The sequence below is a fragment of the Kocuria rhizosphaerae genome (assembly GCF_044462265.1).
Taxonomy (GTDB): Bacteria; Actinomycetota; Actinomycetes; order Actinomycetales; family Micrococcaceae; genus Kocuria; species Kocuria rhizosphaerae.
Genome location: NZ_JBISWL010000080.1, coordinates 1 through 24223 on the forward strand (window position 1 = coordinate 1; position 24223 = coordinate 24223).

22 protein-coding genes and 1 tRNA gene are annotated in these 24223 nt (G+C 74.7%); 15 read left to right on the top strand and 8 right to left on the bottom strand.

Translation table 11 applies throughout. The features are described 5' to 3' along the window. Nucleotides 1–328: 328 nt before the first annotated feature. The 5 genes from ACH9EU_RS09400 to upp all read right to left on the bottom strand — a co-directional run bounded on the left by ACH9EU_RS09400 (nt 329) and on the right by upp (nt 5207). Nucleotides 329–1516: an FAD-dependent oxidoreductase gene (locus ACH9EU_RS09400; protein WP_396413672.1), complete on the bottom strand. Its 1188-nt coding sequence runs from the start codon at nt 1514–1516 to the stop codon at nt 329–331. 12 nt (nt 1517–1528) lie between these two features. Next, on the bottom strand, nt 1529–2515 hold the full coding sequence (locus ACH9EU_RS09405; RefSeq protein ID WP_396413673.1) for an aldo/keto reductase: 987 nt from the start codon (nt 2513–2515) through the stop codon (nt 1529–1531). A 100-nt stretch (nt 2516–2615) separates the two neighbouring features. Beyond that, nucleotides 2616–3155 (bottom strand): histidine phosphatase family protein, encoded by a 540-nt coding sequence (locus tag ACH9EU_RS09410; RefSeq protein ID WP_396413674.1) that lies wholly within the window; start codon nt 3153–3155, stop codon nt 2616–2618. A gap of 87 nt (nt 3156–3242) precedes the next feature. Further along, entirely contained in the window at nt 3243–4070 is an 828-nt protein-coding gene (locus tag ACH9EU_RS09415) for a winged helix-turn-helix domain-containing protein (RefSeq protein ID WP_396413675.1), read from the bottom strand. A 501-nt stretch (nt 4071–4571) separates the two neighbouring features. Then, a complete protein-coding gene (gene upp, locus ACH9EU_RS09420; protein WP_396413676.1) occupies nt 4572–5207 on the bottom strand; it encodes a uracil phosphoribosyltransferase in 636 nt (211 codons plus the stop codon). A gap of 174 nt (nt 5208–5381) precedes the next feature. On the opposite strand from upp, the gene tadA reads away from it, so the two are divergent. Then, on the top strand, nt 5382–5933 hold the full coding sequence (tadA, locus tag ACH9EU_RS09425) for a tRNA adenosine(34) deaminase TadA (protein ID WP_396413677.1): 552 nt from the start codon (nt 5382–5384) through the stop codon (nt 5931–5933). Between the two features lie 29 nt (nt 5934–5962). Next, nucleotides 5963–6052: transfer RNA gene (locus ACH9EU_RS09430), tRNA-Ser, on the top strand. Between the two features lie 66 nt (nt 6053–6118). Here ACH9EU_RS09430 and ACH9EU_RS09435 read toward each other — a convergent pair. From ACH9EU_RS09435 to ACH9EU_RS09445, 3 genes are all read right to left on the bottom strand, one after another. Beyond that, nucleotides 6119–6436: a PAAR domain-containing protein gene (locus ACH9EU_RS09435; protein WP_396413678.1), complete on the bottom strand. Its 318-nt coding sequence runs from the start codon at nt 6434–6436 to the stop codon at nt 6119–6121. A 50-nt stretch (nt 6437–6486) separates the two neighbouring features. Further along, nucleotides 6487–8004: a COG1470 family protein gene (locus tag ACH9EU_RS09440; protein ID WP_396413679.1), complete on the bottom strand. Its 1518-nt coding sequence runs from the start codon at nt 8002–8004 to the stop codon at nt 6487–6489. A 184-nt stretch (nt 8005–8188) separates the two neighbouring features. Continuing rightward, on the bottom strand, nt 8189–9496 hold the full coding sequence (locus ACH9EU_RS09445) for a hypothetical protein (protein WP_396413680.1): 1308 nt from the start codon (nt 9494–9496) through the stop codon (nt 8189–8191). Between the two features lie 223 nt (nt 9497–9719). Between ACH9EU_RS09445 and ACH9EU_RS09450 the strand changes: the two genes are divergently transcribed. From ACH9EU_RS09450 to ACH9EU_RS09510, 13 genes are all read left to right on the top strand, one after another. Continuing rightward, on the top strand, nt 9720–10343 hold the full coding sequence (locus ACH9EU_RS09450) for a LuxR C-terminal-related transcriptional regulator (RefSeq protein ID WP_396413681.1): 624 nt from the start codon (nt 9720–9722) through the stop codon (nt 10341–10343). Nucleotides 10344–10466: 123 nt separating this feature from the next. After that, complete coding sequence (locus ACH9EU_RS09455; RefSeq protein WP_396413682.1) at nt 10467–11144, top strand: DUF4255 domain-containing protein; 678 nt, start codon at nt 10467–10469, stop codon at nt 11142–11144. Next, nucleotides 11141–13219, top strand: a complete 2079-nt coding sequence (locus ACH9EU_RS09460) for an AAA family ATPase (RefSeq protein WP_396413683.1) — start codon at nt 11141–11143, stop codon at nt 13217–13219. Before ACH9EU_RS09455 ends, ACH9EU_RS09460 begins: the two co-directional genes overlap by 4 nt. A gap of 13 nt (nt 13220–13232) precedes the next feature. Further along, nucleotides 13233–14708: a hypothetical protein gene (locus ACH9EU_RS09465; RefSeq protein WP_396413684.1), complete on the top strand. Its 1476-nt coding sequence runs from the start codon at nt 13233–13235 to the stop codon at nt 14706–14708. A gap of 157 nt (nt 14709–14865) precedes the next feature. Then, nucleotides 14866–15612 (top strand): eCIS core domain-containing protein, encoded by a 747-nt coding sequence (locus tag ACH9EU_RS09470; RefSeq protein WP_396413685.1) that lies wholly within the window; start codon nt 14866–14868, stop codon nt 15610–15612. Nucleotides 15613–15737: 125 nt separating this feature from the next. Next, a complete protein-coding gene (locus tag ACH9EU_RS09475) occupies nt 15738–17297 on the top strand; it encodes a phage tail sheath subtilisin-like domain-containing protein (protein WP_396413686.1) in 1560 nt (519 codons plus the stop codon). Between the two features lie 22 nt (nt 17298–17319). Further along, complete coding sequence (locus ACH9EU_RS09480) at nt 17320–17763, top strand: phage tail protein (protein WP_396413687.1); 444 nt, start codon at nt 17320–17322, stop codon at nt 17761–17763. A 26-nt stretch (nt 17764–17789) separates the two neighbouring features. Continuing rightward, nucleotides 17790–18242: a hypothetical protein gene (locus ACH9EU_RS09485; protein WP_396413688.1), complete on the top strand. Its 453-nt coding sequence runs from the start codon at nt 17790–17792 to the stop codon at nt 18240–18242. Further along, nucleotides 18239–18397: a DUF6760 family protein gene (locus tag ACH9EU_RS09490; protein ID WP_396413689.1), complete on the top strand. Its 159-nt coding sequence runs from the start codon at nt 18239–18241 to the stop codon at nt 18395–18397. Before ACH9EU_RS09485 ends, ACH9EU_RS09490 begins: the two co-directional genes overlap by 4 nt. Nucleotides 18398–18400: 3 nt before the next feature. Continuing rightward, complete coding sequence (locus tag ACH9EU_RS09495; protein WP_396413690.1) at nt 18401–21076, top strand: hypothetical protein; 2676 nt, start codon at nt 18401–18403, stop codon at nt 21074–21076. 10 nt (nt 21077–21086) lie between these two features. After that, a complete protein-coding gene (locus tag ACH9EU_RS09500) occupies nt 21087–21530 on the top strand; it encodes a phage tail protein (RefSeq protein ID WP_396413691.1) in 444 nt (147 codons plus the stop codon). 29 nt (nt 21531–21559) lie between these two features. Beyond that, nucleotides 21560–22384, top strand: a complete 825-nt coding sequence (locus ACH9EU_RS09505) for a CIS tube protein (protein ID WP_396413692.1) — start codon at nt 21560–21562, stop codon at nt 22382–22384. After that, nucleotides 22371–24203: a VgrG-related protein gene (locus tag ACH9EU_RS09510; protein WP_396413693.1), complete on the top strand. Its 1833-nt coding sequence runs from the start codon at nt 22371–22373 to the stop codon at nt 24201–24203. The genes ACH9EU_RS09505 and ACH9EU_RS09510 overlap by 14 nt, the downstream gene beginning before the upstream one ends. The last annotated feature ends 20 nt before the right edge of the window (nt 24204–24223 follow it).

The following is a 24223-nucleotide window of genomic DNA, read 5'->3' on the forward strand; positions in this document are numbered from 1 at the left end:
TTTGGGGGGTCGGCGCACGAGGTGGCAGGAGCGTGGGGACTCGCGGCACACGAATCGCTCCCACGTGGGGGCTCGGCGCGGTGGCAGCGCCGACGTGGGGGCTCGGCGCGGTGGCAGCGCCGACATAGGGGCCGGGCGGGACAGCAAGCCCCGACATGGGGACTCGTGGCACGCGAATCTCGCCGACGTGGGGACCGGCCGGAGCAGCAGCCCCCACGTCGGGACTCGGCAGGGCGGCGGCCCCGACGTGGCGGCCGGGCGGGACAGCAGGCCCCGACGTGGGGGTGGGCGACAGGGTGCCCTCCACCCGGGCGCTCGCCCGAGGATCTCACCCGGCGGCGAGCGCGCGGATGTCGCCTCCTGCTCTGCCCGTCACCCCGCGCGTCACGACGCCGCCGACCCCGGGCAGCGCGGCCAGGCGCAGGGCCAGCCTCCGGGCCCGCAACCGGGCCGGCGAACCGGGCAGGAACCACTCGGCCCCGCTGCGGGCCACGCGCTGCTTCTCCTCCACCACGGGCCGCCACGTCCGTTCCCAGCCGGTCAGGGCCTCCGCCACGGACGCCGAGCCGGCGAGCCGCTCGGCGAGCAGCCACGCACCGGCCACGCCGATCGACGCGCCCTGGCCGCCCAGCAGGGACACGGCCTGGCCGGAGTCCCCCAGGAGCACCACACGGCCGGAGCTCCAGCGCGGCACCTCGATCTGGAGCACCTCGTCGTAGTACACCTGCATCGGGCACGCGGCCAGCGCCCGCGGCACGATCCAGCCCAGGGAGGCGTGGACCTCCCGCAGCTCGAGGCACGGATCGGCCGGCAGCGACGGTTCGTCGGTCCGGTGCACGGCGAACGCGGCCACGCGCCCGTCCCTCAACCCGTAGAACCCCATGGCCCGGTCCACGCTGTCCGTGAGGCAGAACCGGTCGCCCACCTCCCGGCGGGCCTGCTCGTCGCGGAACAGGAAGGCCGCGGTGTGCAGGCCCAGGTGGCGGCGGAACCGTTCCTCCGGCCCGAACACGGAGCGCCGGACGGCCGAGTGGAGCCCGTCCGCCCCCACGACCAGATCGGCCCGGAGCACGGCGCCGCCCTCGAGCACCACCTCGGCCGCGTCGTGCCCGGCCCCTCCGGGAACGGTCCGCACCTCCACGACGCGCCGGCCGTAGCGCAGCTCGCAGACGGGGGCCGCGTGGTCGCGCAGGACCCGCTCGAGGTCGGGGCGCATCACGCTGACCAGGCGGCCGTCCAGGGCGCGGGCGAACCGGGCGAAGGGCAGTCCCGCCCGGTCACGGCCGAGGTGGTCGACGTAGCTGAGCCGGTCGACCCTGTAGCCGAGCTCCAGGACGGCGGGGAGCACGCCCATGGCCTCGGCGGCGTCGTAGCCGGGGCCGAAGAAGTCCATCATGTAGCCCTGCTCGCGCGGCGCGGCGGCCCGCTCCAGGACCAGCACGTCCCAGCCGCGCCGGCCCAGGCATACGGCGGCGGCGAGCCCCGCGATGCCCGCCCCGCAGACCACGGCACGCACGGAGGGCTCCGATCAGTACCGGTCGCCGACGGGGCTGACGCGGTCGAGCACGGCCAGGTCCTCCGCCGTGAGCCGAAGCCGCGCCGCGGCGGCGTCCTGGCGCAGGTGGTCGGGGTTCGTGGTCCCGGGAATCGGCACGATGTGCTCGCCCCTCACGGCCGTCCAGGCGATCGCCACCTCGGCGAGGGACACCCCGTGCCGGCCGGCGACCTCCCGGATCGGGCCGAGCACGCGGTCCTCGTTGGCCGCCACGGCCTCGGGGGTGAACCGCGGGTTGCGGGAGCGGAAGTCCGCGGCGGAGAACGTCCGCCCGGCGAGGTCCCCGGTGAGGTAGCCGCGACCCACGGGCGAGAAGGGCACGAACACCGCGCCGTGCTCGGCGCACCACGAGATGACGTCCCCGGACGGGACGCCGTCGGCGGTGGTGCCGGACCCGTCCGGATTGCGGCTCCACAGTGAGTACTCCGACTGGATCGCGGCGACGGGGTGGAGGGAGTGGGCACGGCCGGCCTGCTCCGTGCTGACCTCGGACAGCCCCAGGTGCCGGACCTTCCCGGCACTCACGAGCTCGGCCATCGCGCCCCACGTGTCCTCGAGCGGCACGTCGGGGTCCACGCGGTGCAGGTAGTACAGGTCGACGACGTCGGTCCGCAGCCTCCGCAGGCTGTCGTCGACGGACCGGCGCACCTCGTCGGGGTGCCCGCACCGCTCGGTGCGCGGCGGCTCCAGGGAGGCCGCGCGCAGACCGGTCTTGGAGCACAGGAAGACCTCGTCGCGGCGATGTCCCAGCGCCGACCCCACGAGCTCCTCGTTGGCCCCGCCGCCGTACAGGACGGCCGTGTCCACGAGGGTCATGCCGAGGTCCACGGCGAGATTGAGCACGTCGTGCTTCTGCCGCTCGGTCAGCCCGTGCCGGTCGTAGACCCAGCTCATGCCCATGGCCCCGAAGCCCACGGCACCCACGCGCTCGCCGGACGGGGTGAACTCCACCTGACGCATCCTCAGCTCCTTCTCGCGCTCGCGCGCGCTCCTCCGTCGCCCTCGGGACACACTCCCGAGCCCGCGCGACGCGCCCTGGCCCGGTCCACCACCGGCCGGCTCAGCGCTCCTCCACGGACGGGCGCGGCACGGTGAATTCCACCAGGCGGGCGTCGGCCCCGTCCAGTCCCGCCCACTCGCCGGGCACCTCGAGCAGGGCGAGTCCGGCCGTGGGACACCCGTCGGCCAGGGCCATGACGGCGTCGTAGTCCGAGTCGGGGGTCGCCAGGCGCAGCGCGGCGTCGCGCAGGCCCGGCAGGTGACCGATGACCAGCAGCGTGCGGACCGTCTCGGGCACGTGGTTGAGCACCGCGACTATCCGCGGGTCCGATGCGGCGTACAGGGACTCGTCGAGCCGGGCGGTGGGCGCGAGGTCGCCCAGGACGCTGCTGACCCACGTGCAGGTCTGCCGGGCGCGCAGCGCGCTCGAGCACAGGATCATGTCCGGCGCGTGGCCGTGGTCGAGGAGCCAGCGCCCGGCCGCTGCGGCGTCGGCAGAGCCGCCGGGGGTCAGGGGACGGTCGTGGTCGACGACCCCCCAGGGGTGCTCCGCCTCCGCGTGGCGCATGAGGACGAGCTTCTTGCGGTCGTGGCGGGTCATCGGTTCATGATGCCACGCACGGGCCGGGCACGGGGCGGCCCCGGCACCTCCGCCTCGGGGCAGGAGAACCGGGGCGGGGCGGAGGGATCAGATCGAGTACTCGGGGGCCGCCCAGACGACGACCTCGGGGTGCTCGTAGAACCGGTAGCCCTGGCCGCGGACGGTGCGCACGGTGTTGGCCAGGCGCCCCAGCTTGGAGCGCAGCCGGCGGATGTGGACGTCGATGGTCCGCTCGTTGGGGACCTCCTCGGAGTCCCGCCACAGACTGTGCAGCAGCTCGTGGCGGCCGACGGTCCGGCTCCCGTTCTCCACGAGGTAGTTCAGCAGCTCGAACTCCTTGAAGGTGAGGTTGAGCAGCCCGCCGTCGAGGAAGACCTCCCGGCGGGAGAGGTCGATGAGCACACCGGTGGACTGGTTGGTCCTGGCCTCCGGGGTCGTCGGCGCGGGGGTCGCCGGAACGGCAGGGCGCACGGTCGCGGAGGTGGGGTCGCCCAGCGCGTTGCGCACGACCTCGAGGTCGCTGCCGGCGGTCTGTGCGGGCGCCAGGGCGACGGCGGCGTAGGACTCCGCGTCGGGGACGAGCTGCTGGGCGTACGCCCGGATGCTCTGCACCAGCTTCACCAGGGACGTGCCGTGGGTGGCCGCCGTCTCCTCGTTGAGACCCACATAGATCACGAAGCCGCGCGCCTCGTTCTCCTGGGCCGGCGGCTGCGGCGCGGCCTCGCGCTGCAGCCGGTTGGGCAGCGGCGGCTCCCCCGGCGTGGACGGCAGCGCGCCCATGGTGCTGCGGAGGCTCCGGTAGTCGGCCGGGGCCCCCTGGGGCCGCTCGGGCGCCGCGGCCGGGCGGCGGGCACTTCGAGCCTCGCCGGCGCGGTGGCGTTGAGAAATGTGCACGTATCCCGGTGTACCTGGCATCTGGTGCCCCTCGTCTCTGCGTCGTGCGGCAGACGGGCCTCCGTCCACCAGGCCGCCCCGCCCCTCGGAGCGACCCGACCACCATCAGCTCCCGAATCCTTCGCTCCCTGATCGCCGGGGGCCCTCCCCGAGAAGCTGAAAAATTCCTGACAGTGGCACTGATCTCATGGTCCCCCAGGCCCCGTGAGGGCGCAAGTAATAATCAAGCCACTTTCTCACTATATGAGATATCCGGGACAGGCGCCGGTACGCCCCCGCAAAATGAACCCCCTTCACCGGGCCCCCGGGCTTTCCGCACCGCCGGGGGCGGGAGCACAAGGAAGTACGCTTGCCCATCGGCGCACTCACCGCTAAAGCACAATCACGGGGTGATGTCAAGACCCCTCTTGCGCCCAACACGCCGTCTCACAATGTGGACCTCTGTCTCGGGCGGAACGAAGGGCCCGCCGTCCGTGCCGACGAGCCCTTCTCCGTTCGTGCCGCGGCGGCGCGGGGCGGCCCTCAGCCCACCACGCCGTAGAGCCGGTCCCCCGCGTCCCCCAGCCCCGGAACGATGTAGGCGTTCTCATCGAGTCGTTCGTCCCTCGCGGCCAGGACGATGCTGACCTCCGAGTCGCCGAGCTCCTCCTCGAGGGCCGCGAGGCCCTCCGGTGCGGCCAGGAGGCAGATGCAGGTGACCTCTTCCGCGCCGCGGCGGTAGAGGAACTTGATCGCCTCCCGCAGCGTCCCGCCCGTGGCGAGCATCGGGTCCAGCACGAACACCTGCCGTCCCGTGAGGTCGTCCGGCAACCGCTCGGCGTACGTGATGATGTCCAGGGTGTCCTCGTTGCGGGCCATGCCCAGGAAGCCGACCTCCGCGGTGGGGACCAGCCGCGTCATGCCCTCGAGCATGCCCAGGCCCGCCCGCAGGATCGGCACCACCAGCGGCCGGGGCTTCGACAGCCCGACCCCGGTGGCGCGGGTCACGGGCGTGTCGATCTCCACCGGTTCGACCCGTACTCCCCGGGTGGCCTCGTACGCGAGCAGCGTCACGAGCTCCTCGACGAGCAGGCGGAACACCGGCGACGTGGTGTTCTTGTCGCGGAGCACGGTCAGTTTGTGGGCCACCAGAGGGTGGTCGAGAACGGTCACTCGCATGGGCCAAAATTACCACTGGGATCCGCGCCGCCCGTCGGCGCTCGAACGGCCCCCCGGCCGGGCCGCGCACGGACGCGGCCTCCGCGCGACCACGGGCGTCCACGGCGCGGCTGCGTCGTCGACGGGCCACGTCCGGGTCGGAGCCCGAATTCCACGCCCACGAGAGGAGCCGGCATGGCACTGCCACCGCGAACCCGGGACGAGGCCCGGGCGGAGGAGTGGATGCGCCTCGCGCTCGCCGAGGCCCGGGCGGCACCGGAGACCGGCGACGTGCCGATCGGCGCCGTCGTCGTCGGCCCGGACGGAACGGTGGTGGGCCGCGGGCGCAACCGCCGGGAGGCCGACGCCGACCCGACCGCCCACGCGGAGATCATGGCCCTGCGGGAGGCCGCGCGGACGCTGGGCTCGTGGCGGCTGGAGGGCTGCACGCTCGTGGTCACCCTCGAGCCCTGCGCGATGTGCGCCGGCGGGATCGTGCTGGCCCGGGTCCCTCGTGTGGTGCTGGGCGCGTGGGACGAGAAGGCAGGGGCGGCGGGCTCCGTCCTCGACGTGCTGCGGGAGCGGCGGCTCAACCACTGGGTGGAGGTCACCGGGGGCGTCCTCGCCGAGGAGTGCTCGCGCCTGCTCCTCGACTTCTTCGCCGGCCACCGCCGCGGCGGCGCGCCCGACGACGACCCCGGGCCGCAGGGCCCCGCCGCCGGCACCTCACCGGCTTTTGGCGCATGACGCGGCCAGCCGGTAGAGTACTGCGAGCTGGTGACGTGTCCGAGCGGCCGAAGGTGCATCACTCGAAATGATGTTTGGTGTAAAAGCCAACGAGGGTTCAAATCCCTCCGTCACCGCCATTTTCCGGGAAGGCCCCGGCTCCCGTGGGAGCCGGGGCCTTCCCCGTGCCGCGGCCGGTTCCGGGCTCAGCCCCCGATGACGACCGTGGGCAGGCCGGGCCCGGGGGCGATGGGCGTGCCGTGCAGCGTCAGGTCACCGACCCTCGCGGCGGGGAACCCGCCGATCAGCACCGTCGCGCTGCCCGAGGCGATCCCGTTGGGCGCGGGCGAGACGCAGACGACGCCGCCGGGGACACCGTTGGCCACGGCCGCGGGCAACCCCCCGATCAGCACGGTCGCCACGGCGGCGGCGGGGGTGATCGGCCCGCCGACGTGCGGCTTCGGTCCGTCCGAGAGAGGGCACAGCGCGGTGTCGCCGGCGCGCAGCGCGGGTCCTGTGGGCACGTGAGCCTCCTGTCTGCGGTGTGGCGGGTCCTGCGGGCCGGGGCGGCGCCCTAGCCGCCGCCGTCCTGCTCGTGCTCGCCGAAGACCGTCACGCGTTCGAAGCACTGGCCCGCCGCCGGGATGCCCGCCGTGTCGCAGCGGACGGCGAGCACCACTTTGTCGTCCGGCCCGACCGTGAACGGCCGGACGGGCGCCGAGGTCGGTGCCGCCTCCTCCGCACCGGTCCCGCCCCCACCCGGCGCTCCGGGGTCCGTCCCGGGCAGCTCCAGCCGCAGGCGCTGGACCGTGTCGCGGAACGTGAGGTCCTCACCGAACCTGTTCACCATGGCGTCCGCGAGGTCCTCCACCTCCCCCGCGTCCTGGGCGTCCTGAGCGTCCTCGCGCACGAGGCTCTCCCCGGGGTCCAGCTCGGCGAGGGGCTGCTGGACCCAGAGGGCGAGCTCGCCCCGGCCGTCGATGACCATGAGGTCGAACGTGCCGGTGTCACCGGCGGTCGGCACGACGGTGAGGCCCGTGATGGTGAACGGACCGGTCGCCGGCTGGTCGGGCCACGGTCCGAAGACGTCCGAGACCGTGTCGCCCGGCAGGTCGGTGAAGTCGATCACCTGCGGGAGAGGCGGGACGGACGGTTCCGGGTCCTGCGTGGGCTCCGGACCCTGGGTCGGCTCCGGGTCCTGCGTGGGCTCCGGACCCTGCGTGGGCTCCGGACCCTGCGTCGGCTCCGGACCCTGCGTGGGCTCCGGACCCTGCGTGGGCTCCGGGCCCTGGGTCGGCTCCGGACCCTCGGTCGGCGACGTCGTCTCGTCCCCGGCCGGCTCCCACGGCGGGAACCGCTGGGCCTGCGCCGACCACAGGCCCAGGACGAGAGCCGCCGCCAGCACGAGGAGGCCGGCCAGGCCCTTCAGACCCCACGACGGCAGCACCGGCTCCTGGTACTGGGTCCCCGCCAGGGGGAGCTCGGGCCCCTCGTCGGGCCGGACCGTCACGGTGAACGGGTACGCGACCGGGGTGCCCCGCCAGAGCCGTTCCACCGGCTCCGCCCGGATCTCCACCGACGCCGTGGCCCCCGGGTCCACGGTCAGCTCCGACTCGCCCAGCGTCAGGCCCAGCTCGTCGGACGCGCTCTTCGCGGCGAGCGCCACGGCCACGGGGGCGTTGCCCCGGTTCTCCACGGTCACCCCGTAGCGGCTTCCCCGCTTGCTCCTCGAGGTCTGCGGGGACAGCTCGGCGGCCGTGTCGTGGAACGGCAGGACCTCGACCGCGCCCTCCGGGACGGTCGCGTCCCCGGTCTGCTTGGCGGGCAGGACGTGCACACCGTAGAAGTGCTCGCCGGCCGGCACGTCCGGGCTGCGCGGGGGGCGGACGCTGAGGACGGCGGTGGCCGCCTGCCCGGGGTACACCGAGACGTGGTCCGGTTCGAGCGCGCAGAACTCCGCGAGGTCCCCCACCACCCGGAGCGTGTAGTCCTCGACGATCTCCGAGTCGTTGCGCACCGTGAGGACGACCGTGCCGGACTGCCCGGCGTCGATCTCCGTCCGCTGCGGTTCCAGGGTGGCCGTCGTGTCCATCGAGTCCTCCCGGCGGGGCGTCCCGGCGCCCGTCCGGGACCGGCCGCTCCCTCCTCCCGACGAGCGTACGGCGGAGGCCGGCGAGAACCGTGTCGGCGACGGGCCGGGCTTGCGGGCACGGCTGGTGCCCGTTGGTGCAACCCGCCGGTGCCCCCACGGGCGCGGGGCCGCCCCGGCCTGCGCCTCACCCGCCGGGGCGCTCGACGACTCCCTCGAGACCCGCCGTCACCTCGCAGACGTCGGTCAGCTCCAGGAGCTCGGCGTCGGCGCTGCTGCACAGCAGCTCCAGAGCAAGCTCCTGACCCGCCGACATCCGGATCACGACCTCGAACGCCTGTTCCCGGCCGCTGAACTGCTCCAGTGCCAGGTCCTCGCTGATGGGCGTCCCGTCGAGGCTGAGACGGAAGACCCCGGTGTCCCCGTCGGAGGAAATGAGCACGAGACGCGTGAAGACCAGGTCGTCCTCGGCGGTGAACACGTCCTGGTCCGTCTCCTCCGGCGCGGCCCGTGCCCGGAGTTCCTCAGAGACCTCCTCCTGGGCGCCGCCCTGGTCCTGGGCCTCCTGCTCCCGGGCCTCCTGCTCCCGGGCCTCCTGCTCCCGGGCCTCCTGCTCCCGGGCCTCCTGCTCCTGGGCGTCCGGCTCCCGGGCCTCCTGCTCCTGCCGCGGCGCGGCGCCCAGGCAGACGGCGGCATCGCCGGCGAGGACTCCGTCCCGGCACTCGCGCAGGAAACCGGCCGCGGTGCCGAGGGCGCCGCCGACCACGGGCACGGTCACCACCGCCAGGGCGGCGAGCAGCGCGAGGACGATGCCGACGACGCCGGCCTTGAGGGACCACCGCGGCAGCATCGGGTCCTGCCGGTGCGTGCCGGCGAGCACGCTCCGGGGCCCGCGGTCCGGGCGCACCTCGACGGTGAAGGGGTGGGCCTGCTGCGTGCCGCGCCAGACCCTGCGCCGCGGGTGCACCCGAAGGTCCGCGGACTGCACCGTGCCCGGCGCGATCCGCATGGTGGCGGGCCCCGGCACCAGCTGCAGCCTCTCCTCCGGGTCCTTCGCCTCGAGCTGCACCTCGAGCGTGGTGTTGCCCCGGTTGTCCACGGCCACCCGGTGCCGGCCCCCCGCGCGCCCCTCCGAGGTCAGGGGCACCAGCTCGGCCGAGGACTCCCAGAAGGGCAGGACCTCCACGACGCCCTCGACCACGACGGTGTCGTGCGGGTGCTGGGCGGGCAGCACCTGCACACCGAACGGCGCCTCCCCCGCCGGAACCTCCCATGACCTCGGCACGCGGAAGAGCAGGGTGACCGTCGTGGAGCTGCCGGGGTACACCGAGACCGACTCCGGCTCGACCGAGGCCCACCGCGCCAGGGAGCCGACCACCCGGAACCGGTACTCGTCCACCAGGTCCCCGTCGTTGCTCACGGTGAGGGACACGGAGGCGGCCCCGCCCGGTTCCAGCGTCGTCCGGGGCACCTCCACGGTCGCCGACACGCTCATGGGTGCTCCTCGCGGGGTGTGCGGGACCGGCGCCCGGCCCCTGTGGAGCGAGATTATGACGGCCCGTGACCCGTCCGGCACGGCGGTCGGCCGTCCTTCCGGGCACTCCGCCTGCCCGTTGAGTCCTTGTTGAGCGCACGCTGAGCGGCCCGGTCTATCTTCATGCCGAAGCATCGGATGGAGGAGCGCCGGCCACGACCCGGCGCCGGGTCGAGGAGCAGCCATGGAACCGGTCACCGTTCACGTCCACGCCTGGGACCCCATCTCCGCGGCCGGAGTGGTGAGCGAACTCAGGCCCCGGCCCGAGGTCCGCGTGGTGGGCGCCCAGGACGCGGACCGGGCCGACGTCGTCGTGGTGGTGGCCGACGCCGTGGACGACGAGGCGCTGAAGCTCCTGCGGGTCGTGCAGCGGCAGGGAACGGCACGATCCGTGCTCGTGGCGGGACGCCTCGACGAGGGCGACCTCGTGAAGATCGTCGAGACCGGCGTGGTGGGCATCGCCCGCCGGTGCGAGGCCACCCCCGACCGGCTGGTGTCCGTCATCACCGCGGCGGCCTCCGGCGAGGGCAGCGTCCCCCCGGACCTGCTGGGCCGCCTGCTGGAACAGGTGGGCAGGCTCCAGCGGCACGTGCTGGGACCGCGGGGCATCATGTTCACCGGCCTCGCCCCGCGGGAGGTCGACGTGCTGCGCCTGCTGGCCGACGGCCTGGACACCGCGGAGATCGCCCGCCGCCTCGCGTACTCCGAGCGCACCGTGAAGAACGTGGTCCACGACGTCACCACCCGCCTGCAGCTGCGCAACCGCTCCCACGCCGTCGCCTACGCCCTGCGGGAGGGCCTGATCTGAGCGGGTGCCCGAACGGGCACCCGGTGCTTCCCCGACGACGGCCCGGCGCCGGTCGCCCGCGGCCGCCGCGGGCCACCACAGTGGATCCCGTGGCGTGGACCCCATGGTGAGGAGGGCAGAGCCGTGATCGCCCAGGTCGACGACGCGCTGCGCACCCTGGTCCGGACCGAGGCCCTGGGCGGGGCGGAGGTCGAGGTGGCCTTCGACGCCCCCACGAAGGACTGGGCCGCCCGCCGCAACGCCCCTACGGTGAACCTGTATCTGTACGACATCCGGGAGGACCTGCGCCGGCGCGAGCGCGGCTTCGCGGACGAACGGGACGAGGACGGGAACGTGCTGCGCCGCCGCCCCGCCCCCCGGTACTTCAAGCTGTCCTACCTCGTGACCGCCTGGACCCAGCGCCCGGAGGACGAGCACCTGCTGCTCGACCAGCTCCTGCACAGCTTCCTGCGCCACGAGGCGCTGCCCGAGGACCTCGTCACCGGCGGTCTCGCCGAGCCGGGAAGACCGGTGCCGATGACCGTGGGCCTGCCCCCGCCGGAGGACCGGGCGTTCGCGGACGTGTGGTCCGCACTGGGCGGGGAGCTCAAGCCGTCCCTGGACATCGTGGTGATCGCACCGATCGAGACCGGCATCGTCTACGACATCGCCCCGCCGGCCGCGGCCGGCACCGTGGTGGACATGGCCGACCGGGCCGGGCCGGCGGCCGACACCGGGCGCCGCGCGGGGCCCGTGCCGGCCTCCGGAGCCGTCCCCGCGGCGTCTGCGCGGCGGCCCGCCGCGCGACGGAGGACCCGGTGACGGCCGGGGCGAGCCGCGCGCACCTGCTCGGCCGGGTGGGCGTCGTGGAGGAGCGGATCCGCCGGCTCGTGGCCGAGCGCCGCGCGGAGGACCCCCAGCCGGACGACCCGTTCCGCGGCCTGTACCTCAGCGAGGAGGCCGTGGACCGGCTGCTCGGCGCCGCCCCGGCGATCTCCCGCCCCGTGCCGGCCTCTGCCCGGCTGGAGGAGTGCGAGCGGGCCGCCGACCGGGCCGCGGAGGCCGGGCATCGGCTGCGGCTGCGGGAGCTGGCGGCCGTCCTGGGCCTCACCGAGCTGGACGTCGACCTGCTGCTCGTGGCGGTCGCCGCCGAGTTGGACCCGAGGTTCGAGCAGCTCTTCGGCTATCTCAACGACGACGTCACCCGGCGCCGGCCCTCGGCGTCCGTGGCCCTGGCCCTGTGCGGCGCGGCGCTCTCCGACGCCGGGGCCCGCGCCCGGCTGCTGTCCGGGCCACTGGTCACGGGCGACCTGCTCGAGGTGGAGGACCCGGACCGTCCCCTGCCCGGCCGGGCGCTGCGGGTACCGGAGCGCGTGGTCGGGCACCTGCTCGGCGACGACACCCCCGACCCCGCCCTGGCCGCCGTGCTGGCGACCCCGCCCGAGGTCTCGTGGGGCGATCCCGTGCCGCTGGTGCGCGCCCTGCGCGCCGGGGTGCTGCTGGTCCACCTCCGGGACTCGGCCACGGGCTCGGCCCGGGTCCTCGCGGGCGAGGCCCTCCGGGCCCGGGGGCACGACGTCGTGGGCCTCGACCTGACCCGGCTGGCCGGGGAGCGCGACGCGGTCGGCCTCGTGGCGCTCGCCGTCCGGGAGGCGAGGCTGCGCAACGCCGGCATCGTGGCCGGCCCCGTCCCGGCCGTGGCCGACCGTCCCGCCCTCCTGCGGGCCCTGCGCGCCGACCCGCAGCCCGTGCTGCTGTTCGGGGACACCGCCTGGGACCCGGCGTGGACGGACCGCCCGCCCCTCGTCGTCGACGTCCCGGCCGGCAGCGCCGCCGAGCGCACCCGGCTGTGGCTGGAGGCGCTGGACGGCGCCCTCTCCGGCGCGGAGATCCAGGGGGCCACCGCCCAGTTCCGGCTCGGCCCCGAGCAGGTCGCCCGCGCCGCGCGGACCGCCCGGGCGCAGGCGGCCCTCGGCGCGGACGGCCGGCTGTCCGCGGCCCATCTGCAGGCCGGGGCGCGCGCCGAGAACGGTTCCGCCCTGGACCGGCTCGCCCGCCGGGTGGACCCGGCGGTCGGCTGGGCGGACCTCGTGCTGCCCGGCCCGGCCCTGCTCTCCCTGCGGGAGCTCGCCCTGCGGGCGCGCCACCGGGAGCGGGTGCTCGGGGACTGGGCCATGCGCCCCGGCGCCGGCCGCGGCCACGGCGTCGCGGCGCTGTTCGCCGGGGACTCCGGGACCGGCAAGACGATGTCGGCCGAGGTGGTGGCCCGGGAGCTGGGGCTGGACCTGTACGTCGTCGATCTCGCCACCGTGGTGGACAAGTACGTCGGGGAGACCGAGAAGAACCTGGAGCGGATCTTCACGGCCGCCTCCGGCGTCAACGGGGTCCTGCTCTTCGACGAGGCCGACGCCGTGTTCGGCCGCCGCTCCGAGGTCAAGGACGCCCACGACCGCTACGCGAACATCGAGAGCGCCTACCTGCTCCAGCGGATGGAGACCTTCGACGGGCTCGTGGTGCTGGCCACGAACCTGCGGGCCAACATCGACGAGGCCTTCACCCGCCGGCTCGACGTCATCGTGGACTTCCCGCTGCCCGATCCGGAGCACCGCACCCTGCTGTGGGACCGCTGCCTGGGCCGGCTGATGGAGCGCTCCGCCGACCTGGACCTCGACTTCCTGGGACACGCCTTCGAGCTCGCCGGCGGGGGCATCCGCTCCGCGGCCGTGACCGCCGCGTACCTCGCCGCGGAAGACGGCACCGCGGTGACCATGGCCCACCTCGTCACCGCCGTGCAGCGGGAGTACCGCAAGCTCGGCCGGCTCACCCTCGAGAGCGAGTTCGGGCCCTACTGGAGCACGCTGACGGCGGCCCACTCCGCGGCGTCGCCGGGCGCGTGAGCGGAGACCGGTGATGCAGAGGGCACGCGGCACGAGCCCGGCCCGGGCGGGAGCCCGGCGCCGGCCGGTCCTCGGGCCGGGAGGGCGCCGCGAGGAACCGCTCCCGTCACCGGGCATGCTCCCGCTGCTGCGCGCGGCCGACCTCGGTGCCCGTGCCCGCGCCGTGCAGCAGGTGCAGCGGCAGGTCGGCAACCGCGCCGTGCGGCTGGTGCTGCAGCGCCGAGCGGGCGACGGTCCCCTCGCCCCTGCGGCCCAGCGAGACCCGGACGGCTCCCCCGGCGCCGTCCGCGCCCACCTCGTCCCCGCGGAGACAGAGGACGACACCGCGGCCGTGATCTGGCGGGACGAGCACGGGTCCATCGTGGCGCTCGTCGAGTTCGAGAGCAACGCCGCGATGACCGCCTACACGACGGGCAGGACGCCTCTCGACGAGCTCCTCGCGACGGGTCGTGCCGCGGTCGCGCAGCAGAGCGTGGCCCTCACGGCGCTGCCGTCCCCGCCGGCCGGCACGCCGGCCGGCACGCCGGCCGGCGCCCGCGCCCCTGCCGGGGAGACCGCGGAGCGGCCCGGGGCGCCCAGCAGGCTCTCCGAGATCCTCGAGAGCGCCTACAAGCAGCTCCGCACCGCCCGCATCCTCGCCTACCTCGCCTCCCAGCACCGTCACCTCGAGGCGGAGCGCGCCATCAGCAGATTGCTGGCCGAGGCGAGGCAGCTGCGGAAGAAGGCCCGCGCGCTGGGCAACCGCATCTCCCGCAGCGGCGGAGGGGCCAAGGTCGCGGCCGAGCTGGCCCGGGTGGAGGCGGAGATCCTGCGGGTGGAGCGGCTGGTCGTGGAGCAGAGGGCGGCACTGCAGGCCGCCCGGGCGGCCATGAAGGCGGAGGCCGCCGCCGCGTCGGGGGTCCTGGCCCGGATCCGGCAGCTCATGGGGCACGAGGGGATCGCGAAGGAGAAGGCCGCCGGCCGGCTGTGGCAGGTCGTCGGGAAGCACCTCGTCCCGCGGATCAACGGCCTCCTCCGGCTCCTCGAGGCCTCGGCGTCGGGGGCGAAGCTCCTGTCCGTGCTGAGCCGGCTCAGGTCCCCCTGGGTGACCCGCACGCTGATCGGCGCCGCGGCCCTCCTGGAGGGGGTCAGCGCCTACCTGACCACCAAGAACCGGACCGGCGCGGGGAAGATCGCCGACGCGGCGCTCACCGCCGGCAGCGGGGCCCTGGTCGTGGCGAACCCGGCGACGGCCCTCGCCGACCTCTTCCTGCCCAAGGACTACAAGCTGTCGACCATGTACCGGGGCGGCTCGGGCGCGATCACCTCCCTGGGGGAAGGGCTGATCACCGGCGACACCTCGGCGATGGAGAGCTTCCACGAGGCGTCCAAGCGCGGCGAGTACGGGAAGGTCATGCAGGTCTCGAGCGAGGCCGGGGACTACTGGGCGGAGCACGGGGTGGTCGGGGGCCTCAAGTCGTTCGGTCGCGAGCTGTGGGACTGGCTCTGACCGGCCCCGGCGCGGGCGGAGCGGGGCGCGTGCCGGACGGTCCGGACGCTGCGCCTTGGGGCAGTCCTCGTTGCCCCTGCGACGGCCGGGGGACCGCTTGCGGGCCCGCCCGCCCGGGCGCAAGGTGGCCGCAAGGCCCGAGAGGAAGGGACTCGCCATGCACATCCACGACCACGACCACGACGAGGGCGAGAGCCTGCGGCCGCGGGCGGACCGCGTCGAGGAGGGCGCCCCGCCGCAGCTGTGGCGTGCGGCGGCCGCCGGGCGCGCCGACGTCGTCGGCCCCACCGGGATGCTCGCCCTCCAGCGGGCCGTCGGCAACGCCGGCGCGCAGCGCCTCGCGGACGAGGAGTGCTCGCCCGTGCTCGACGTCGTCTCCTCGGGCGGCCGCCCGCTCGACGAGCCCGTCCGCACGGACATGGAGGCCCGGCTGGGCCACGACTTCTCGGACGTCCGGGTGCACACCGACGACGCCGCCAGCAGGTCCGCGGCCGGCGTGAACGCCCACGCCTACACGGTGGGCTCCGACGTGGTCTTCCAGCGGGACAAGTACGACCCGTCCTCCACCGACGGGCGCACCATGCTCGCCCACGAGCTCACCCACGTGGTGCAGCAGCGCTCCGGTCCGGTGGACGGCACGCCCACGGGCACCGGCATCCGGGTCAGCGACCCCTCGGACCGCTTCGAGCGGGAGGCCGCCGCCAACGCCGAGCGGGTCGTCTCGGGCCCGGCCCCCGCGGCGGCGGTGCAGCGCTCGGCCGGCGACGACACCCCGCCCGTCCAGCGGGCCGAGGGCGAGGAGGAGGACGAGGAGACCGCGCAGGGGTCCTTCGCCGAGGGCGCGACCGCCCAGCGGAACGCGCTGCAGCGCGACGAGGACGAGGAGCAGGAGGAGCCCTCCTGACGCCGGGCGGAGTGCCCCTTCGGGCACCCCGCCCTTCCCCCACACGCGGCCCCCCAGCCTCCCGGCGGTCTCTCCCCCGGCCCGACCCTTGAACCACGTTCCGGACCCTTCCGAGGAGAGACACGATGCCTACCTATCTTTCGCCCGGTGTCTACGTTCACGAGGTCGAGGCGGGCACCCGTCCGATCGAGGGAGTCGGCACGGCGGTCGCCGCGTTCGTGGGCCTGGCGGCCAAGGGGCCCGTCAACGAGCCCACCCTGGTGTCCAACTGGACCCAGTTCTCGGAGACCTTCGGCGACTTCGTGCCCGGCTCCTACCTGGCCCACTCCGTGTACGGCTACTTCCTCAACGGCGGCGGGAACTGCTACATCGTGCGGATCGGGGCCGACGGCGCCGGCGACGAGGGCCGGAAGCCGAGGGCCAGGAAGGCCGTGGCCGGTCCCCCGACGGCGGAGGTGTCCGGCTACCGCATCACGGCGAAGTCCGCGGCGGCGAACCAGAAGCCGATCACCGTCGAGTTCGACGCCGCCGGCGGGAACGACGCGCCCGAGGACCGGTTCAAGGTCACCGTGACGGCCGAGGGCCGCCAGCCGGAGGTCTGGGACGGCGTGACCACCAAGAAGGGCTCCGACAACGTGGCCACGAAGGTGAGCGCCGAGTCCAAGCTGATCACCATCGAGGAGGCGACCAGCGGCGGCGCCCTCACCAAGCCGGACAAGGGCACCGTCCGCCTGGAGTTCCCGGAGCCCGAGCCCGAGCCGCCCTCGACGGAGACCCTGGCCGCCGACGACTACGTGGGCGACGCCGCGGACCGCACCGGCTTCAGCGGGCTGGAGGCCGTGGACGAGGTCACCATGGTCGCCGTCCCGGACCTGATCGCGGCCTTCGAGCAGGGCGCGATCGACGGCGAGACGCTCAAGGCCGTGCAGCTCGCGCTGATCGCCCACTGCGAGCTGATGGGCGACCGCGTGGCCATCATCGACCCGCCGCCGGGACTCAACGCGCAGCAGATCAAGGAGTGGCGGGTCGACGACGCCGGCTACGACTCCAAGTACGCGGCGCTCTACTGGCCCCGGCTCAAGGTCCTGGACCCCTCGGAGGGCATCCACCGGTTCGTCCCGCCGTCGGGCCACATCGCGGGCGTCTGGGCCCGCAACGACGACACCCGCGGCGTGCACAAGGCCCCGGCCAACGAGGTGGTCCGCGGGGTGACGAGCCTCGAGACGAACATCACGAGCAAGGAGCAGGAGCTGCTGAACCCGATCGGGATCAACTGCGTCCGCTCGTTCCCCGGCCGCGGCATCCGCGTGTGGGGCGCCAGGACCCTCTCCAGCGACGCCGCCTGGCGGTACGTGAACGTCCGGCGCCTGTTCAACTATCTGGAGGAGTCGATCCTGCAGGGCACCCAGTTCGCGGTCTTCGAGCCCAACGACCCGGCGCTGTGGGCACGCATCCGCCGCACCGTGAGTGCGTTCCTGACGAACGAGTGGCGCAAGGGCGCCCTCTTCGGCACGTCCCCCGACGAGGCGTTCTTCGTGAAGTGCGACGCCGAGACCAATCCCGCCGAGGGCATCGACGCGGGGCAGGTCGTCTGCCAGGTGGGAGTCGCCCCGGTGAAGCCGGCCGAGTTCGTCGTCTTCCAGCTGTCGCAGTTCTCCGGCGGCACCAGCCTCGTGAACGAATGATTCCCCGGAAAGGAACAGGACCATGGCACTCGAAGAGTTCGACAACGCACCGGCCAACGGGTTCACGGTCACCATCGACGGCATCGAGGTGCCGCGGGTGATCGAGGTGAGCGGCCTCAAGCACGAGGTGGACAAGATCGAGCTCAAGCAGCAGACCCAGGACGGCAAGTACATCGTCCGCCAGCTCATCGGACGCCCCAAGGCCGGGGAGATCACCGTCACCCGCGGCCTGACGGAGAGCAAGACCGTGACGGACTGGCTGAAGATCGTCATGGAGGGTGACGTGGCCGGGGCCCGCAAGACCGCCGCCGTCGCCCTCCTCGACTACAAGGGAGAGACCGTCAAGACCTACAACTTCGAGAACTGCTGGGTGCGCAGCGTCGAGGTCAACTCCCTGAAGGCGGGGGCCACGGAACAGACCACGGAGAAGTTCGTGATCTGCTACGACACCTCCACGGTCGAGTGATGCAGCGGGGTCACGGAGGCACCGGCGTGGTGCCGGCGCCCGGGAGCACCTCACCCGGCGCCACGACCGACGCGGGTCCGCCCCGGGGCGGGCCGGACGAGCGGCCGGCGCTGCGCACGGAGTTCGCCTTCGAGCTGCCACGCGGCTACGTGGACCCGGACGGAACGCTCCACCGCTCCGGCGTGATGCGCCTGGCCACCGCCCGCGACGAGCTGCTCCCGCTCTACGACGCCCGGGTGCAGGAGAACGCCGCGTACACCACGGTGGTGCTGCTGAGCCGCGTGATCACCTCGCTCGGCACCCTCGGGTCGATCACCTCCACCGTCGTGGAAAACATGTTCGCCTCCGACGTCGCGTTCCTGCAGGACTTCTACCGGCGGATCAACGCCGAGGGCCACACCCGGATCGCGGTGACCTGCCCCGAGTGCAAACACCGCTTCACCGCGGATCTCGCCGGTGGCCGCCTGGGGGAATCATGACGTACGCGGCCGACCGGATCCACGAGGAGGTCGCGTACGTGGCGTACCACTTCCACTGGGGGCTCGACGAGATCCTGGACCTCGAGCACGCCCAGCGCCTGCGCTGGGTCCGGGAGATCGCCGCGATCAACCGCCGTCTGAGCGAGGAGCGCTGAGCCGTGCGCTGGCCGTGGCAGCGGAAGGTGGAAGCACCCGCCCCCGGGACGCCCCCCGAGGCCTCGTCGGCAGTGCCCCCCGCCGCCGACGGTCCTGCCCCGTCCCCGGCCGGCTGGGCCTTCCTGCCGCCCCTGCAGCGGACGGTGGGCGAGCTCGCGACGACGACGGCGCCGCACCGGTTCCCGGACCGGCTCCCGACGCGCAACGACCCCTCGTTCACCGGGACGATGTCTCACCTGATCAGCGCCGACGCCCCGGCAGGCCTGATCGACCTGGACGGCCCCGACGCCGGACCGGCCCCCGAACCGCCCGGATCCACCGGCCGCTCGGTCGAAATGACGCTCCTGCCCCCGCCGGCGCCCCCCGCAGCCGGGGCGAGCCGCCCCGTGCAGCGACTCGCCCCGGCCGTGCAGCGCTCCCTCACGAGCGCCCCCGAGGGGGACTTCGCCGTGCTGCAGCTGCCCGTGGTGGGGCCGACCGGGCCGGGCACCGAACCGTCCGCCGGGCCGGCCGGAGGGGCACCGGCCGGGCCGCACCCGGGCCGCACGGCGGGCGGCCCCGGTCCCGCGGTCGCCCCGCCGCCCGTGCAGCGCAGCGTACCGGGGCGACCCGTCAACGATCCCGGCCACGACCCCCGCAGCGACCTCGGCGGGAACTCCCGGGGGAACGCCGTCAGGGACTCCGGCGGCACCTTCGACGGCACGGCCACGACCGTCCCGCTGCCCCGGCCGGGCACGCCGCTGCAGCGCACCGCCGACACGGCGAGCTCCGGTGCCGCCTCGACGCCGCTCCGCCCGCCCGGCCGGCCGTCTCCGCAGAGGCTCGGGCTGGGCCGGCCGTGGCCCGCGCACGACCCGGACCCGGCAGGCTCGGGGCAGCCGTCGGTCCCGCTGGTGGCGCGGGCGCACGACTCGGCGGGGCTGCCGCCGGCCGTTCCCGCCGCGCCGCCGGCCACGGAGGGCTCGTCCGCGCCGGTGCCGGAAGGGACAGGGACGTCCGCGCGGGCGGAGGGCCGGGTCGGGCCCGTCGTGTCGAGGTCCCCGGTGGCGGAACCGCCGGCGCATGCTCCGGCGGGGCACCCCGGAGGTGGGAGCGCCGTGCCCGGCGGGTCGCCGCCGACCTCCCCGCCCGGGACGCCCACGGGCGACTGCCCGGCGCCGTTCGCCGATCCCCCGCTGTCCGCGGGCCCCCAGCTCCCGGACCCGCGCCACCGTGAGGCGCTGCCCGTCGTCTCCCGCGCCCCGGACGGCGTTGACCCCGGCACCGGCCCGGCCGGCGGCCCGGGCACGGCCCCCGGCGACGACGGAGGGCCTGCCGGCGACGCGCACCCGGACCACGCCGGTGCCGGCGCCCCGCCGCTGCCGTCCGCACCGGCGGTCGAGTTCCCGCGGCGGTCGCCGCCGGCGGATCACACCGGCGGCGGGCCGGCGGTCCTGCCCATGGTGTCCCGCGCCGCCACGTCCTTCCCCGTGGCGGGGACCGGTCCCGGCACCTCGACCGCGGCGGGGGGCCCTGCCGTCCCCTCGCCCGCACGGGGCCGCGGGTCGGCGACATCGGACAGTCCGCGGCCGGCGCAGCGCGCGGTGGAGGCACCCGTTCCCGGATCGTCTGCGGCGACGCCCGGGGACGGGCCTCCGCCCGCCGGCCCGAGCGCCGTCCCGAGGGCCGGGCACCCGGCCCGGACCCTCGGGCTGCGACCGTCCCTTCCCGTGGTCTCCCGCTCTGCCGTCGACGGCCCCGCGCCCGGCTCGGCCCGGGCCGCCGCGGAGGCCGGGCAGGACCCCTCGTACTCCCCCGCGACGGCCACGGGACGGGCACCCGGCGGCCCCGCACGGCCGCCGACCGGGCTGCCCGTGGCGGGCTCTCCGGCCATGCCGCCGACCGACCCCGCGGTGTCCCGGTCCGCGGAGTCCCTCCCGGCCTCATTCCTCCCAGCCGCATCCCTGCCCGCCGTGTCCCTGCCCGCCGCCGGGATGCAGGCCGGGGCCGGTCCCGTGGAGGCCGCTGCCCTGTCCGGTCGTGCGGCCGGCGGGGGGCAGCAGACCGGTGGGCCGCCGGTCCTGGTGGCCCGGGCCGTGGCGGTCGCCGGGGAGGGGAAGGGCTCGCCGCCGGATGCGTCCTCGCCCTCCCGGGCGCCGCTCGGCACGCTCCAGCGCTCCGCCGTGGGCCGGGAGAACCTGCAGCATCCTCCCGGGCTCCCGGGGTCGCCGGCCCGCGCGGCGGCGCCGTCGCCCGCCCCGGGCGCGCACTCCGGCGCCGCGGACGGAACGGGCGGTGCAGGTGAGGAGCCCGTGGCCATGCTGCTCGCGCTGCCGGACCGGGGATCGCCCCGAACGGATCCCGTCGCCCTCGCCCGTCACGCCGTCCTGCCCACCGTCCGCCCTGCCGTCCAACGGCAGGAGGTCCCGCAGGACACGGTCCCGTCCCCGGCACACGCCTCCTCCGGCGGCCCGGAGCCCGTTCAGCGCGTGGGCGAGGAGCCCGGGGCCACGCCTCCGGAGCCCGGCCCCGCGCCGGCTGCACCGGCCGCGGCGGCCGCGGCTCCCGGCGAGGCGGGCATGAGCCAGGAACAGGTCGACGCGCTCGCCAAGCGGCTCGTGGGCCCCATCGTGCGGCGCATCAAGGCCGACATGCTGCTGGACCGCGAGCGCCGCGGTCTGCGGATCGACGTGGGCTGAGGAGGCCGCCATGACGCAACTGCTCGAGGATGTGGACACCGGGCTGAGCCTGTACTACGTCGTGACCCTCGACAAGCAGAGCATGGGCGCGTTCAGCACGTGCGAGGGACTCGGCTGCGAGGTGGTCATGGAGACCCGGGAGGAGGGCGGCAACAACGACTTCGTCTGGCAGCTGCCCACCCGCCTGAAGTACCCCAACATCACGCTGACCCGGCCCCTGGGACCGGACACCGGGAAGATCGCGGCGTGGTTCGCGGGGCTGGCCGCGGGCTACTCGCCCTGCACCGCCGTCATCGAGGTGCGGCGGTTCAACGGCACGGTCATCGCGTCCTGGGAGCTGATCGACGTCGTGCCGGTGCGGTGGAAGGGCCCGTCGTTGAACCCCGACCAGCCGAAGGTCGTCATGGAGACCCTGGAGATCGCCCACCACGGCTTCGTGACCGGCCAGGGATGACCACGAGACCGGACAGGAGGTGAACGGCCATGTCGTCCTCGACCACGGCGATGAGCGCGACCCGCACGGCGAGCGCCCCGCCGACCCGCGGGCAGGCGCAGCGGGACGCGCTCGCCGAGAACCTGCAGCACGCCTACCTCGAGGTCTTCGAGCCGTCCAAGGACGGCGCCCTGGACAAGCCGGGCCCGCAGATCGACAAGATCGAGTTCCAGTTCAACCCCAAGGAACTGACCCTGTCCAAGTCCGCGTCCTGGGAGAAGCAGACCGGCAAGGGCAACGAGAAGAGCGGCCCCCCGCAGTACAAGGGTCCCCTGCCCTCGAAGCTGACGCTGGAGATGTTCTTCGACGCCTCCGCCAAGCGGGACGACAGTGTGGTGAAGCGGGTGGACCAGCTCTTCGTCTGCTGCATCCCCACGAAGACGTCCCACGAGCAGAACAAGGGGTCCCCGCCGTGGGTCCTGTTCCGCTGGGGCACGCTGACCGGGTTCCTGGCGTACATCAGCAGCGTGCAGGCCAAGTACACGCTGTTCACCGCCACCGGGCTGCCCGTCCGGGCCGTGTGCACGGTCACCCTGGAGGAGATCTCCGGGAAGTCCCCGGGTCAGAACCCGACCTCCGGGGGGCTCACGCCCCGCAGGGCCCACCTGGTGGTCGAGGGCGACACCCTCGCCGGCATCGCGTACGCGGAGTACGGCAACCCCGCGCTGTGGCGGGCGGTGGCCACCCTGAACCGTCTCGACGACCCGATGCGGCTGCGGCCGGGCAGCACGGTGCTGCTGCCCACCGTCGAGGAGCTCGCCCACCCGCGGGAGACCCGCGCGCCGGTGGGAGGGGGGCGGCATGGCCTTCGGTGAGGAGTACAGCAGCACGCTGCTGGTGGAGATCAAGGGACGCCCTCTCCCGCCCGACCTGGCGGCGCTGCTGCTGGAGGGGTACGTCGACGACAGCGCCAACGTGCCGGACCTCTTCGTCCTGCGCTACAGCGACGAGAACGCGACCTTCCTGGAGCGGACGTCCGTGCGGATCGGGGACCCCGTCGTCCTCTCGGTGCAGCGCAGCGGCCCGTCCGGGCCCACACCGCTGCTGTCCGGGGAGGTGACGGCGCTCGAGACGGAGCTCGGCAGCGACGGCGCCTACACGGTGGTGCGCGGCCTCGACCACTCGCACCGGCTGTTCCGCGGGCGCCGGGTCGAGGCCTACCTGCAGAGCACCGCGGCGGACATCGCCCGGACGGTCGCCGCGCGGGCGGGTCTGAGGACGGGCACCATCGACGCCAGGGGGCCCGTGCTGGAGCACGTGGCCCAGGACGGCGTGAGCGACTGGGACTTCCTCCACCGGCTGGCCGACGAGGCGGGCGCCCTGCTCAGCGTCTCCGACGGCGCCCTGAACTTCACCACCGCGACCGACGCGGCGACGGCGCCGTCGGGGGAGGGCGGAGCGCGACAGGACCCGCTGGTCGTCGAGAAGGGGGTCAACCTCATCGTGCTGCGCGGCACGGTCACCTCGGCGGACCAGGTCCCCGACGTCGAGGTGCGTGGCTGGGACGTCGACGGCAAGCGGGAGCTGGTGGCCGTCGCCCCCGCCCTCACCCACAGCGCCTCGCTGCCCGAGGTCCGGCCCGAGGAGCTCGCCGGGCGGTTCGGGAGCCCGCGCTACGTCGCCGCGGCCACCGTGTTCCACCAGCCGGCCCAGTGCGAGGCCGCCGCGACGGCCCTGGCCGCACGCCTCGCGGGAGGCTTCGCCGAGCTCGACGGCGTGGCCCGCGGCAACCCCCTGCTCCGCTCGGGGGCCGCCGTGTCCCTCGTGGGGGTCGGCAAGCCCTTCGAGGGCCGCTACACGCTCAGCTCCTCGCGCCACGAGTTCGGCCCCGACACCGGGTACCGGACGTCGTTCACCGTCAGCCACGCCTCGGAGCGGTCCCTCTACGGCGTGGCCGGCGGCGCGGCCGCGCGGGGCGAGCGGTCCGGGGCCTTCCCGGGGGTGCTCAACGCCGTGGTGACCGCCGCCCAGGACCCGGAGCAGCAGGGCCGGGTCAAGCTCAAGTTCCCGCTGCTCTCCGACACCTACGAGAGCGGGTGGGTGCGGACGGTCCAGCCCGGGGCCGGTCCCGGCCGGGGGGCGGTGGTCCTGCCCGAGGTCGGGGACGAGGTGCTCGTGGCCTTCGGCCAGGGCAGCTTCCAGCAGCCCTTCGTCCTCGGGGGCCTCTACAACGGCCAGGACCTCCCGGACAAGCCGTGGGGCGACCACGTCGGCTCCACCGACGGAGCGATCCAGCGGCGGGCCTTCGTGTCCCGGACCGGGATGCTCGTGGAGTTCGTGGAGACGCCCGGCGAGGAGCGGCTGACGCTGAGCACCTCCGGCGGCGCGCAGAAGGTCTCCCTCGTCCAGAAGGGCGCGGCCGGGATCGAGATCGCCTCGGAGGGCCCCGTCACCGTGACCGCCAAGGACCGCATCGACGTCACGACCTCCACGGGGGACATCACCCTCAAGGGCCGGAACGTGACGGTCGAGGCGAGCTCCGCGCTCGCCCTCAAGGGCGCCACGGTCTCCGCCGAGGGCCGGACCACGGCCGAGCTGAAGGCCACCAGCGTCAAGGTCGCGGCCTCCGCGTCGGCCGAGCTCTCGGGTTCGGCGACGACCACGGTCAGGGGCGGGATCGTGCGCATCAACTAGGTCGTGCCGCACCGACCGGG